The 14254-nt window shown below is 53.5% G+C and carries 11 protein-coding genes; 3 read left to right on the top strand and 8 right to left on the bottom strand.

The features are described from left to right. Positions 1-3 precede the first annotated feature (3 nt). A complete protein-coding gene (locus tag ACKVOS_RS06215) occupies positions 4-2418 on the bottom strand; it encodes an FAD-dependent oxidoreductase (RefSeq protein WP_409211148.1) in 2415 nt (804 codons plus the stop codon). A 164-nt stretch (positions 2419-2582) separates the two neighbouring features. Between ACKVOS_RS06215 and ACKVOS_RS06220 the strand changes: the two genes are divergently transcribed. From ACKVOS_RS06220 to ACKVOS_RS06230, 3 genes are all read left to right on the top strand, one after another. Further along, complete coding sequence (locus ACKVOS_RS06220) at positions 2583-3365, top strand: SDR family NAD(P)-dependent oxidoreductase (protein ID WP_409211149.1); 783 nt, start codon at positions 2583-2585, stop codon at positions 3363-3365. Between the two features lie 134 nt (positions 3366-3499). After that, positions 3500-4282: a lysophospholipid acyltransferase family protein gene (locus ACKVOS_RS06225; RefSeq protein WP_409211150.1), complete on the top strand. Its 783-nt coding sequence runs from the start codon at positions 3500-3502 to the stop codon at positions 4280-4282. A gap of 146 nt (positions 4283-4428) precedes the next feature. Further along, on the top strand, positions 4429-5382 hold the full coding sequence (locus ACKVOS_RS06230; protein WP_409211151.1) for an NAD(P)-dependent oxidoreductase: 954 nt from the start codon (positions 4429-4431) through the stop codon (positions 5380-5382). Positions 5383-5391: 9 nt separating this feature from the next. On the opposite strand, the gene ACKVOS_RS06235 is transcribed toward ACKVOS_RS06230, so the two are convergent. The 7 genes from ACKVOS_RS06235 to ACKVOS_RS06265 form a co-directional block, all read right to left on the bottom strand. Further along, positions 5392-6309, bottom strand: coding sequence for a LysR substrate-binding domain-containing protein (locus ACKVOS_RS06235; protein WP_409211152.1), 918 nt, complete (start codon positions 6307-6309; stop codon positions 5392-5394). A 77-nt stretch (positions 6310-6386) separates the two neighbouring features. Further along, the gene (locus ACKVOS_RS06240; protein ID WP_409211153.1) at positions 6387-8003 is read right to left on the bottom strand and encodes a GMC family oxidoreductase; all 1617 of its coding nucleotides are present in this window, start codon (positions 8001-8003) and stop codon (positions 6387-6389) included. Beyond that, entirely contained in the window at positions 8000-9187 is a 1188-nt protein-coding gene (locus tag ACKVOS_RS06245) for a mandelate racemase/muconate lactonizing enzyme family protein (RefSeq protein WP_409211154.1), read from the bottom strand. The genes ACKVOS_RS06240 and ACKVOS_RS06245 overlap by 4 nt, the downstream gene beginning before the upstream one ends. Continuing rightward, positions 9184-10623 carry an aldehyde dehydrogenase family protein gene (locus tag ACKVOS_RS06250; RefSeq protein WP_409211155.1) on the bottom strand — a complete coding sequence of 480 codons (1440 nt, stop codon included), beginning with the start codon at positions 10621-10623 and terminating at the stop codon, positions 9184-9186. Before ACKVOS_RS06250 ends, ACKVOS_RS06245 begins: the two co-directional genes overlap by 4 nt. Further along, entirely contained in the window at positions 10616-11923 is a 1308-nt protein-coding gene (locus ACKVOS_RS06255; RefSeq protein ID WP_409211156.1) for a spinster family MFS transporter, read from the bottom strand. The genes ACKVOS_RS06250 and ACKVOS_RS06255 overlap by 8 nt, the downstream gene beginning before the upstream one ends. Before the next feature lie 12 nt (positions 11924-11935). Further along, positions 11936-13936, bottom strand: coding sequence for a tetratricopeptide repeat-containing sulfotransferase family protein (locus ACKVOS_RS06260; RefSeq protein WP_409211157.1), 2001 nt, complete (start codon positions 13934-13936; stop codon positions 11936-11938). A gap of 129 nt (positions 13937-14065) precedes the next feature. Further along, positions 14066-14254 (bottom strand): hypothetical protein (locus tag ACKVOS_RS06265; protein WP_409211158.1); only part of this gene is annotated, 189 nt, incomplete at its 5' end.

Consider the following 14254-nt stretch of genomic DNA (forward strand, 5'->3'; position numbering starts at 1 on the left):
GTCTTAAACCTTCATTTTCGCATTGTCGGGGTCATAGGCGGGATGCTCCAGCACCGTCGCCGAGCGGCGCTCGCCCTGCAGATAGATGTCGAACGTCGAACCGGGCGTGGCATGTTCCAAAGGAACACAGGCGAAGAATAGGCTCTTTCCAACGCGGTGGCCATAGCCCCCTGAGGTGGTCAATCCTATACAGTCGTCGCCAATCAAACAGGGTTCGGCGCCGCGCACATCCACATTGCTGGCATCAACCGAGCCATAGACGATGCGGGACCGGTCGGGTGCATCCAGTGTCGCTTGCTTGCCAACAAAATCATCCTTATTGAAGTTGATGAACCGCGGCATGTCGGCCTCGATCATGGTCAGCTCATTGGTCAGTTCGCTGCCCCAGGCCTTGTAGCCCTTTTCCATCCGCATCGTGTTGGCAGCGTAAAGGCCATAGTTGACGATGCCGAACTCCTGCCCCGCTGCCCACACAGCGTCGTAGAGTGCCGCCAGATCATCCATCGCCGGATGCAATTCCCAGCCGAGCTCGCCCGCATAGGACACCCGAAGCGCACGCATCTTTATGCCTGCGATGGTTATTTCCTGCCCGCTCAGCCAACGGAAACCCTCGTTACTCAGGTCTGCATCCGTTAGCTTTGCCAGCACATGACGCGATTGCGGGCCGTTGAGCACCAGCACGCCAAAATCCATGGTCAGATTGCGAATGGTTACGTCTTCATTCGGCAATTTGCTCTGGGTTAGAAAATCCCAGTCCCGCTGTTCGGCTGCGGCCGCCGACAGGCAGTAAAAATGGTCATCGGCAAAGCGCGTCACCGTCATTTCGCCATAGATACGGCCCTGACGGGACAAGGGATGTACAAGCCCGATTCCGCCCTGCTTCTTCGGCATCCGGTTAGCGCAAATGCGGTTCAGAAATGCCTCGGCATCCGGTCCGGTCACATCATATTTGGCAAAGCCGGATAGGTCGAGCACACCGACACGTTCCATGACGGCCTTTACCTCGCCCGCAACCATTTCAAAACTGTTGGTGCGCTCATATCCGCCCCGTTCGGCCGCACCGTCCAGGGCAAAATATTTCGGCCGTTCCCAACCATAGGTTTCACTATAGACCGCACCCGCTGACTTGAGCGGTTCGTAAAGCGGGCTCGTTTTGCATGGCCGACCGTCCGGCTCTTCTTCGCCCGGCAAGCGGGTCGTGAAGGTCATGCGATAGTCGAGAAACACCTTCTCGCGGCTATAATCCTCATCCGCAAACGCCCCGTAACGGCGCGGATCAAATTCGGTCATGTTGATGTCAGCATCACCATAAACCATCCACTGCGCCAGATATTTGCCGGAACCGCCACCCTGCGCGATCCCGAACGAGGTTCCGCAACATTGCCAGAAATTTTTGAGACCCGCCGCCGGTCCCAACAATGGGCCGCCGTCCGGAGTATGCGGGATCGCACCGTTTACAATCCGCCGAATTCCAACCTCCCCAAAAACGGGCATACGCTCTATCGCGCGCTCCAGCCACTTGGAGATACGGTCCAGATCATCGATGAACAATTCGCTGGTCGATTCCCACTCCGGCTGGCCTTTGGGTGCCCAGGCTTCGGCAAGTCCGATATTTTCATAAACGCCGATCAGGCCGCTTTTCTGCTCCTGCCGGAAATAGCCCGAAACATAGGGGCAACGCATGACCGGCATCTCTTCTTCCCGTTCCATGAATGCTGGAATGGGATCGGTCACGATATAGTGATGCTCCATATTGGTAACCGGGATATCGATGCCGGCCATTTGCGCCACTTGACGGGCATAACACCCCGCCGCATTCACAACGATCTCGGCGCGTACAACGCCTTTTTCGGTTGCCACATCCCACTCACCCGACGGCAATTGGGTTAGTCCGGTGACACGGTTCTTGCGGACGATCTTCGCGCCCATATTTTTGGCACCAATGGCCAACGCATTGCAGATGCCTGACGGGTCGGCATGGCCATCACTGGTTGTGTAGGCCCCTGCGATCACGCCTTCAGTTGTCAGGAACGGGTTAATCCGGCGGATTTCCTCCGGATCGATGATCTCCATATCAAACCCGATGATTTTGGAAAATCCATGGACATATTTGAACCAGGCCAGCTCGCGTTCGTTTGTCGCAAGGCGGATGCCGCCGGATTTGTGCCAACTAACATATTGGCCCGTCATGCCTTCAAGGCGCGGATAAAGATCATTGCTGTACGCGTGGATCTTGGCAAGATTGTAACTGCCGGTAATACTGGGACATTGTCCGGCCGCATGCCAAGTGGAGCCCGACGTCAGCTCGTCTTTTTCGATCAACAAGCAATCTGTCCAGCCTAGTTCGGCAAGGTGGTAAAGCAACGACGCCCCCATGATGCCGCCGCCGATAATGACAACCCGGGCCGATGTTTGCATGATAGACCATATCCTTAAGGCTTTATTCGACCCGAACTCTAGGCCTTGTTTAAGGTCATACACAAATGGGGAATATGACGGGATCGGTTAAAAAAATTTTTGGATCAATGTTAACTGCATCTGTATTGAAACGCCGCGTGATATATGTTTGGGGGAAGTAAGATATGAAAGTTGCCTTGGTAACCGGTGCCGCGCAGGGCGTGGGTTTTGCAACTGCCAAATTGTTCGCGAAAACGGGCCATCATGTCGTGATGACGGACCTCCAAAATATTGAGGCGCAAGCAAACTCTCTGATGGCATCAGGTGCGAAAGTTACCGCACTTTCCGGTGACATATCATCTGAATCCTTTGTTTTGGAATTGGCCCAGAAAATTGCATCGGAACATGGGGCTGCGGATATTTTGGTCAATAATGCCGGTATCAGTTTGATCCAAAGCGCCGAAAAAACCACGATCGAACAATGGCAAAAAATAATGGCCATAAACTTGACCGGCCCGTTTTTGCTGTGCCGCGAAATGGGCAAGCAAATGCTGGCGCGTGGGCGCGGGAACATTGTCAATGTGGCTTCAATAGCGGGCCTGCACGGCGTAATCGACCGCGCGGCCTATAATGCATCCAAGCACGGATTGATCGGACTTACGCGCACGCTTGCCGCTGAATGGGGTGGTCGGGGCGTGCGGGTTAACGCCGTTTGTCCAGGTTGGATCAAAACCGAAATGGACGTTGCCGATCAGGGTTCGGGGGCATATTCCGACGATGATATTGTGAATAGGGTCCCCATGGCGCGCTTTGCCAAACCGGAAGATGTGGCCACGGCCATTGCGTTCCTGGCGCAGGATGACAGTTTTATCAATGGTGCAAGCCTGCCCGTGGACGGTGGATGGGTCGCGGATGCAAGCTGGGATGCGCTGCGATTGAAATCAAGGGAACCCGCGCGAATTCCATAAGGTTTTTTGTTCTTAATTACATGATCTTATGCCAATAGGCATAACGAGATATGCCATTCCGTCACAGCAGAGTCACAGATGACGGCCATGATGTTCTTTGTTAATCGTCCGTCCCCGTGCTAAAGCGAATCTCGATGACATCTATTTCGATTTCGATACCAAAAGCCGAACCGCAGGCTTATCTCCTTTGCGCTATGCGGGTTTTGTGGATCGCGATTCCGCTGCTGTTTTTATTGCCATTGCACTTGATCTGGCACACGCTGAAAATACCCTCACCTTGGGCGATGTTGTTCCTTCGGATAGCCGCGCGCGCGATGGGTGCGCGGGTAAAGGTTTATGGGAAACCTCTTAAAAAAGATGTGTTTTTTGTCGCCAACCATTTGTCCTGGCATGATATTCCTATTTTGGCAGGCATAACCGGAACCGCGTTCGTCGCGCAGGATGGTGTGCGCGAATGGCCCGTTATTGGTTGGCTGGCCCGCCTTAACCGCACCATCTTTGTTAGTCGAACCGACAAGCAAAATGTTGCAGAGCAAGTCGCGGAATTGCGCGAAGCGATAGCCGAAAACTGGTCAGTTACACTATTTCCTGAAGGCACCACTTCGGATGGTCGGCAATTGTTGCCGTTCAAACAATCCTTGTTTGCAACTTTGGCCCCTCCTCCGAAACCCATGATGATCCAACCTGTCATTATCGATTTTGGCAACGCCGCCACCGATATCGCATGGTTAGGTGAAGAAACGGGCTGGGAAAGTGCGTGGCGTGCGTTTACACGGCCGGGAAGCTATGAAGTTGGGGTCCATTTCCTCGAAACCTTCAACCCCGGCGAACTTGCGGATCGCAAGGTCGTGTGCGCCCTTGCGCGTGCCCGGATGGCCGCTGCATTATCTGGTACATTAGGTTACACCGTTACCTGACGAACCAATTGGCAAACGCCTTCAGTCGCCGTTCGGCGCTCGCAAAATATTTCACCCAATAAGCCAAATTTTTCAATTGTAGCGGCGCGGGTGCGGCGCTCTAACTTTCGAACATTTTGGTGGCGAAGGTTGAACAGGGCGTAATCATGAAAATCGGTTTTATCGGTCTTGGTAATGTTGGCGGAAAACTTGCAGGCAGCTTGATCCGCAACGGTCATGATGTGACGGTTCGCGATCTCGACGACGCTCTTGTCGCTGAATATGTTGGTCGCGGTGCGAAAGCGGCTGCATCGCCAAAAGATTTGGGTGAAGCCGTCGATCTTATTATCACCTGCCTGCCGTCTCCCGCAGCAAGCGCAGCAGTTGCAGAGGGCGCAGACGGCTTCCTGCAAATCATGCGGCCAGGTCAAGTGTGGCTTGAAATGAGCACAACTGACCATAGCGAAATTATTCGTTTAGGTGCCTTGGTCGAAGCGCGCGGCGCCATGTTCATGGAGTGCCCTGTGTCCGGTGGATGTCATCGTGCCGACACCGGCAACATTGCCATATTTGCCGGTGGCCCGCGTGCCGCGTTCGAATTCGTCCTGCCTGTGTTGACAACGATGGGGCGTCGCATCTTGCATACGGGCGATCTGGGAACGGCGTCGCAATTGAAAGTAATGACCAATTATTTGTGCACCGTGCATTTGGTCGCACTGGCCGAAGCATTGACAACGTGCAAGGCAATCGGGCTCGACATGAACACGACTTATGAAGCCATTCGTATTTCATCGGGCAACAGCTTTGTGCATGAAACCGAGAGCCAGGTCATTCTGAACGGAAGCCGCGACATCAACTTCACGATGGATCTGGTGAGCAAAGATGTCGGACTGTTCGACAAGATTGCCCATGACGCGAATGTACCTGTCGAATTGTCGCCTTTGATCGTAAAAATCTTCAAAGAGGGCGAAGCCGCTTATGGTTCGCGCGAATTTTCGCCGAATATTATCCGCCGTTATGAAGAGCCTTTGGGTATCAAGGTTTTGGGAACTGGATTCCCTGCCGATATGGTCGATGATGAACCCGAGGAACCGGGCTATGAAGTGGTCCCCAAGCGTTAGGGTTGCGACCTAAGCGCGGGCTTCCTCCACATTCTTCGTAACCCAATCCATGAAGGTGCGAATTCTGAGATTTTCTTTCATGTCAGCACGGCAGATCAGTCCCCATGCACCAGGGCACACAGCCTTGTGAGACACAGGCTGAACCAGCCGTCCGGCAGCAATATCCTGCTCAACAAACGGCCCGTTAACGAGAGCTACCCCCTCTCCATTCAAAGCCATTTCTAGCGCAACGGCAAGGGTATCTACCATCAAATAGGGAACAGAAGGTTCAAAATCCGCACCGGCCGAAAGGAACCACGACTCCCAATTTTGAACTTCGGTGTAAATGGCGACCAGGGGCTTAGTCATTAACTCCTGCGCGGTGGGATTGGCACTCATCGTGGCAGCAACAGATGGGCTACACACCGGAAACAATGCGTATTCATATAACGGAACCCAATGATATTTGGCAGCATCAGGTTCAGTGGCGCAATATACGAGACCAACGTCGGCATGCACGTCGTCAAATTCCCACTCTACCGCGCAGGTATTCAGGGTCAGTTTGATTTCAGGATGATCCGCCAAAAATTGCGGCACCCGCTTTGCCAGCCACCGGATAGACGCCGTTACATAAGTTTGAACGCGCAAGGGTTTACCCAAAGCATTGCGGTGCACTTCTTCGACGCCTTCAAGCAAAGATTCGAAAGCCGCGCGGACGTAAGGATACAATACGCGCCCTTCTTCGGTCGAGACAATATGCCGCCCTTCCTGCGCGAACAGGCTGACGCCAAGCGCGTCTTCGATTAACTGAACCTGATGGCTTACCGCCGGATGGGTAAGGCAAAGCTCATCCGCGGCGTCGCGAATACTTTGATGACGGGTCGCGGCTTCGAAACCTTTCAGCGCCTTCAACGGCGGTAATTGTCGAAGATCAATCTTTGGGTGCACCGTTATTCCCTCCCCGGATTCGTGCTCGATAAAAGGCGTAGCATGGCGGGGAAGGACTGGTAAATAAATTTAACGCATCATTTTGCGTCTTCCAGGACCATCGCAGCCCCTTTTTCCGCGACCATAACGGTGGGTGCATTTGTATTGCCAGAGGTGATGTTGGGGAAAACCGAAGCATCAATGACCCGCAGACCTTCGGTCCCGTGAACCTTGAGCCGTGCATCCACAACCGATGCAGAAGGATCGCCTCCCATCATGCACGTGCTGGTCGGATGATAGACCGTGTCCGCGCGCGCACGAAAATCGGACAGCAACGCTTCATCACCGTCAACTTCGGCCCCCGGGATAAGTTCTTCCGTGATGATATCGGCAAGAGGGCGTGTACGGACAAGCTGGCGTAACAGGCGATTGCCCGCCAGCACATCTTCGATATCATCTTGCGTCGCCAGATAATTGGGATGGATCACTGGATAATCGCGCGGGTCTGCACTTGCCAGATCGATATGCCCGCGGCTCGTTGGACGACAGGGATTGTGCGACAACAGAAAAGCCGAAAAGGGATCGGGATTAAGCAACTTGCGTTCGGACAAGGGTGTTTTGGTGTAGCTGACCGGACTGAAATAAAGCTGCAAATTGGGGTGGATTTTGGACGCATCGCTGCGAACAAACCCGCCGCTTTGGTTCACGCTTAGTGACAGCGGTCCGGCGCGGTCGGCCATATAACGCAGCCCTGCCCTCAATTTACCGAGCAAGGGATGCAGCACATCATTCAAGGTCGCGGTCCGCACCTTATAAAAATAGGATACGGCGATATGATCCTGCAAATTTCGGCCCACTGCCTTTGCATCGACGATCGGGGCAATGCCGGATGTTTGCAATTTACCCGCATCCCCAATGCCTGAAAGCATAAGCAATTGGGGGGAATTTATTGCACCGCCTGATATGATGACTTCGCACCGCGCTTTTGCTTCGATTGTCTTCCCCTTGTGCGTGTACACAACGCCAACGGCGCGGGTTCCATCGAATAAAATGCGTTGGGCATGGGCATGGGTCCGCAGCGCCAGTGACTTGCGCTTGCGTGCAGGATGCAAAAACGCATTGGCCGTAGATGAACGCCAGCCCCCTTTGGTGTTTATCTGATAATAGCCAACGCCTTCCGGGCGTGCGCCGTTAAAATCGCTACTTGCTGCAAAACCCAAAGCCTGTGCGGTTTCAACGAAGCTATGGCAAACCGGATGAACATAAGGCGAGATGTCTGTGACATGTTGCGGCCCCCCGCGCCCATGATGGGCACTGTGCCAGTCAAAATCCTCGGACTTTTTGAAAAAGGGCAGGACATCGTCCCAACCCCATCCAACATTACCCAATGCTTTCCAGTCGTCAAAGTCATGCGGCTGACCGCGCACATATACCATTGCGTTGATCGAACCGGAACCGCCTATAACCTTGCCGCGCGGCCAATAGCTTCGCCGTCCACCCAAGGATTCGACAGGTTCGGTGTCATACATCCAGTTTATGCGCCGATCGAAAAATGTCCGGCCATATCCAATCGGCATCTGTATCCAGATCGACAAATCACTGCCGCCTGCTTCCAACAGCAGCACGCTGTATTTCCCGTTCTCGGTCAGGCGGTTCGCCAAAACGCAACCCGCCGTGCCTGCGCCGACGATGATGAAGTCGAATTCCTCGGTCACTGGACGGGATGCTGCGTCATTTCGAGGTGCAGCATATCGCCTTTATAAGGGTTGGCCCTTGCAACATCCTCGTTCAACTCGACTCCAAGACCCGGTTCTGACGAGGGAATTACATGCCCTTCTTCAAAACGGATTGGGGATTTCAATATCTCGGTGTGAAAACCGCCCCAGGTTTCGATACTTTCAAGTATCAGGAAATTGGGCGAGCATGTCGCAATCTGGATGTTTGCCGCGCCCACGATCGGGCCGCAATAGAGATGTGGCGCAATTTGCACATGGTCGACCTCTGCCATAGCGGCGATTTTCTTTGCCTCTAATAGGCCGCCGACCCGACCCAGATTCATCTGTAAAATAGCAGCAGCACCGCACCGTAACAGCCGCGCAAAATCATATTTTGTGGTGAGCCGTTCGCCGGTTGCTATCGGAATGGACGTCGCGCGCGCGACCTTAGCCATTTCTTCGGGCGCATCGGGTGGAACAGGTTCTTCCAGCCAAAGCGGATCGGATGGCTCCAGCCGTTTTGCCAGACGGATGGCACCGGCCGCAGTCATTTGCCCGTGGGTCCCAAATAGCAGGTCGGCCTGTGTTCCCACAGCTTCGCGCAATTGCCCCGCGAAACGTTCACACAGATCTAACGCTTCCAACGACAACTGGCGACCGTCGAACGCGGAATAAGGACCGGCAGGATCAAACTTCAATGCCGTAAACCCTTGCGCCAGATATTCTGCCGCCCGCGTCGCTGCCAAGTCAGGATCATGATACACGTCGGTTTCATCACCGGGGCGTGGGTAGATATAGGTATATGCCCGCAAACGTTCATGCACTTGTCCGCCCAGCAATTTGTAGACAGGCTTGCCCGCCTCTTTGCCGATTATGTCCCAACACGCCATTTCAAGCGCGGACAATACACCCATCAAGGTCAAGTCCGGGTGCTGGGTAAATCCACTAGAATATACCCTGCGCCACATGTTTTCGATGTCATGCGGGTCATTTCCGGCAACATAGCGTGCGAACACATCCTCGATCATGCGGGCGACCAGATGCGGTTCAAACGGCACACAATAGGCTTCGCCGATACCTGAAACACCGCTATCGGTTGTCAGCTTGACGAATACAAAATAGCGGCCGCCAAAATGCGGAGGTGGATTACCGACTACAAAAGTCTGAATGTCGGTGAGCTTCATTTCGCGTAAAAACCATTGATAACTTTCACTTCCAGAAAGTCGCGCAGGCCGAATTCACCATATTCCCGGCCATTGCCGGACTGTTTATAGCCGCCGAAAGGCGCCATATAGTCTTGCCCGGCACCGTTGACGCTGACACCTCCGGCACGCATCAGCCTTGCGACGCGGCGCGCGCGTTGCAAATCGCCGGTTTGGACATAGGCCGCCAATCCATAAGGGGAGTCGTTCGCAATCGCTACGGCTTCTGCCTCATTTTTGAATGGAATCATGACAAGCACAGGTCCAAACACTTCTTCCTGGGCAATGGCCATTTTGTTGTGCACGCCAGCGAACACCGTCGGCTTCACATAAAAGCCCCGCTCAAAACCTTCGGCGCGGCCCGTACCGCCCGCAATCACCTGAGCGCCTTCATCAATGCCGACCTGAATCAAACCCTGAATCTTGTCGAAGTGGGCCTTGCTGACGACTGGCCCGAAATGCGGCCCTTTTTCTTTCGGATCACCCAATTTCGCGGCAGCAGCGACACGCGTGGCAATAGCAACCGCATCATCATAAACCGATTCTTCGATCAACATCCGCGTCGGTGCATTGCAAGATTGACCTGCGTTTTCGAAACAATGCAGCACGCCGCGGGTAACGGCCGCTTCCAAATCGGAGTCCGCAAATACAATATTTGCAGACTTTCCACCCAGTTCCTGTGAAACCCGCTTCACTGTATCCGCAGCTGACTTGGCGATCTGAATTCCGGCGCGGGTTGAACCGGTAAAGGATATCATGTCGACTTCTGGATGACTTGTCAGCGCATTTCCAATCGCAGGGCCGGTGCCGTGCACCATGTTAAACACGCCTTTGGGGAAACCTGCCTCATCGATGAATTCGGCGAAAAGTTGCGCGGAAAGTGGCGCGATTTCGCTGGGCTTCAGGATCATCGTGCAACCTGCGACCAATGCGGGGCCAATTTTTGTCGCCAGCTGGTTTATCGGCCAATTCCAGGGCGTAATCAAAACGCAAACGCCAATCGGTTCGTGCACGATCAGGCCATCCACCCCGACCTTGCGTTCCCATTCCATTTCACGGGCGGCGGTAACGGTCGCGCGCAAATGCCCCGGCCCGCACTCCGCCTGTGAATTATAAGACAGGTCATAAGGCGCGCCCATTTCCGTCGAAATGGCGTTGACCATTTCATCATAGCGCCGTTCGAAAATCGCGATCAGCTTTTCGACCAGCGCAATGCGATCGTCGAGTGACATGGCGGCATAGCCATCAAATGCTGCCCGTGCTGCCTGCACCGCGCTTTCGACATCATCATGGCCACAAACCGCCACCGTAGCGCAGACTTCTTCGGTCGCCGGATTGACCGCGGTGACCGTTTCGGTCGATGTGGCTGGCAACACCCAAGCGCCATTGATATAAGATTTAAGCGGGGCCTTAGACATATCCAATTGCTCTTTTCTGATCTTCAATAATGTATTTTTCAGCACGCCAATAATGCCAAGCCGCCCACAAACCGGTGGGCGCAAGGATGAGTTGGGCAAGACGTAACGAATCTGCATTGCCGCCCCCGGCCGCGTCAAAATAGTCGCTCAACCCGCCAACGATAGACGGCGCTACAATCAGATTGAGAACATTGGCGATCAACAAAGAGATTGCAACAGCCATCGCCCGCATTTTGGGCGCGGCAAGATTCTGGCAAAGTGCAAATGCCGGACCGATGTAGAAGTAAATTGCCGGAATGAACAGCCACCACATAATCTGTGCCAGCCACAGGTCGCGGGTATAATAAGCAATAAAGGAAGGGACTGTGGCCAGCGCTGTAACAACAGCAAGCAGCCGAGCGATCTTACGCGGATCAGTAAAGGAAGGACGAGCCACCACCCACGCCGTCAATAATGATGCGCCAATTCCGGCAATCAGGTAGATCCAGCCGAGCATACCTCCCGCCTGACCTTCATCCATTCCATAAGTTCTTTGCAGGAATAATGGCGTGAACCACATCAGACCCCAACCCCAGAATGCAGACAGTCCGCTGCCGGTCATCGCATGGACGGCCGATTTTTGGGACCATAGAAATTTGAGCGTTTCCAGCACTGTCGGAGTCTGATCTTCTTTAACCGCATCAAGGCGGCCTCGCTTTGGTTCCTTGATAGTCACCATGATAATCAAAGCCAAAATGATTCCGGGAACGCCCAAGACCAGAAAAGCCGAGCGCCAGCCTTGGATCGTCGATACATAACCCGCAATATCGGAACCAAGCCACGCCCCAATCGGCGCGCCCAGCGCGAACACAGTCATAGCCATGGAACGACGGTCAGCAGGAAAATAATCGGCAATGATGGAGTTGCAAGCAGGTGTGCCGCCAGCTTCGCCTATTCCAACACCCACACGCGCCAACAACAAATCGAAATACCCGCGTGTGTAGCCTGTTATCGCCGTCATGAATGACCAAACAGCAACCGATGCCGCCAACAGATTGCGGCGGTTGGTCCGGTCACACAGCCAAGAAAGCGGAATACCCATCCCGACATAAAAGAGTGCCAAGGGCAAACCAAGCCAGGCGGTTTCCGTGTCGCTTAGTTTTAACTCCTCACTGATCGGACCAAGCAGGGTAGAAAGAACGTAGCGGTCGGCAATGCTGATCGTATAGACCAGCATCATGATAATCAGCACATACCAACGCTGGCCCAAAGTGGAGACCTGATCGGCATTAACCGGCGCGGTCGGTGTGTTACTCGCCATTATTATTCCCCCTCAGGTTGCAGCCAGTTCCGGCCCTAATTTTGCGCGTAGCGGATCTAAATAGTCGCTGAAATGCTCCCATTGATCGACACCACTTTTGAAAATCGGCTGTCTCACCTGTTCCGAACTGGCGGTCCGCACCGCGCGTTCGGTTTGGTGAAAATTGATACAAGACTCTTCGAATGGCAATTTACAAAAATCCAGCAAGCGGCGTACTTGGGTTTCCAGATCTGCCACCACATCTTCATAACATACGCGCAATATTTTACCCGGCAATATAGTGTCCCAATGCTCCATCAATGCAACATAATCTTTGTAATATTCACCTATTTCTTCAAGGCCATATGTGAACTCCTGCCCTTCGGCAAACAACTGCTTGAACCCGGAAAAACAGCATCCCATCGCTCCGCGACGGGCATCGATAATTTTGGCGTTTGGCAGGATCAGATGGATCAAACCAATATGGCGGAAGTTATTCGGCATTTTATCAATGAAAAACGGAGTTCCCTTTTTGCGATACACCTGTGTATCGCGGATGAATTCTTCGCCGAAACGCGTAAAATCATCCCGTGACAGATTCTGGAGATTTCCGGGATATTCAGGCTCGTCACCCACCCTGCGGTTGCGATCAAGCTGATAGGCAAGCGCGAAGATATTCGGCAATTCCATCGTGCCTTCAACTTGGCTGTGGGATGCCAGTATCTGTTCGAGCAATGTCGAGCCGGCCCTCGGCAAACCAACGATAAATATCGGCGCATCATCGTGGCAACCAGCGCCATCAAATTGGCGCAGCAAATCTAGGTTCACATTTTCGCGCTGCAACCGCATTTCATTCGACAGGCGCGCCGGATCATATTTCAATTCTTCGCGCTTCAGACGATTGCCGCGCTCATAATAATCAAAGGAATTTCGATAGTCCGCGCGATCTTCCAGCGCCTTGCCAAGCGCAAAGCAAAGGTGATAGCGATCATCAAGTGCCGTCATCGGCGAAGCTTCGCGGTCGCGCATTTGGCTGATTTCGGATTCTTCAAACCGGTAGGTTTTCAAATTCGCAAGGCTCCAATAGGCATCGCCGCAATCGGGTTTTACCTGATAGGCCCGGCGATAAGCAGCAATGGCATCTTCCTGACGTCCTACCGTTTTCAAAGCATGCCCATATGTCAGGTTGATGCCGGGATTATTCGGCATCGATCCCAACAAGGCTTCGTAAACCAGCATAGCCTGATCAAAATTGCCGACCGCCAGATTTTCATTGGCATAGAGCATTTCGAATTCGGGATTACCCGGCTCCTTATCCCGAAGTTCCGATGCTTCAACCAACGCCTGTTCAAATTTCTGACGCTTTCGCAAAACTTTGACATAATCAAAATGGGCGCTGACATTTTCAGGTTCCAGAACCTTGCAGGATTCCAAAAGAAACTCTGCCTCGTCATAGGCGTTGAACTTTATCCCTATTTCGGCGAGCAGGCGCATCGCTTCGATATGATGACCATTTTGTTGCAGAAAAGCGCGGCAAATCTGTTCGGCTTTATAGATTTTGCCTTCCTGTATGAAGCTTGCCACACTCAATAACTCAGGCGGCAGTTGCGACAAATGGGTAAATTGCGCGTGGGCAAAATTTGCAGCTTCGGTTCGGCCCCCCGCATTGTGCAATTCACTAAGCAAGCGCCAGCTTGCGGCCAATGCGCCATTATGGGTCACGGCCCGTTGATAGGCAGCGATCGCCTCTTCCTGGCGGCCGCTATCACGGAAGCAATGCCCGCGCTCTTGCCACCCACGTCCATAGCTTGGATCAACTGCAATCAACCGATCCAGAGTTTCCATCGCCATCGGAATCTGCCGTTGCATGCGCTGGGTCACGGCGAGAGTATAAAGCGCATCGATATTGTCCGGTGCGATTTCGAGTAACCGCCTACAGCACGCATCGGCATCGGCAAGACGGGCATTTTTCAAATGAGACCGAGCCTCAACCAACGAGGCGTCTATTTCTTCGGGCGAGGCTTGCGCCAACATTGTCACACGAACTCCTGTGTTGTGACGAACGGTTGCCCGAACACTGCCGCAATTCCGGCGTCGGACGCAATGCCGAAATGATAATAAGGCGGGGCACCGCGCATATAGCTGGTGCCCCGCCCTTGTCTTTTAGATCTTATACGAGAATCGGAGACCGATTGTACGTGGACGTGACGTTGTGGTGCGAAGTTCGCCGTCATTTCCGCTCTTGTACAATTCAGGCCGTTCGTCGGTCAGATTGTCCCCGAACAATTCGATGCGCCATTCATCCTTGGATACGCCGAACGAGGCGGAGAAGGTTGCATAGGAATCGAGTTG

Origin of the sequence: Sphingorhabdus sp. (assembly GCF_046154385.1) — a bacterium.
In the GTDB taxonomy this organism is placed as follows: Bacteria; Pseudomonadota; Alphaproteobacteria; order Sphingomonadales; family Sphingomonadaceae; genus Sphingorhabdus_B.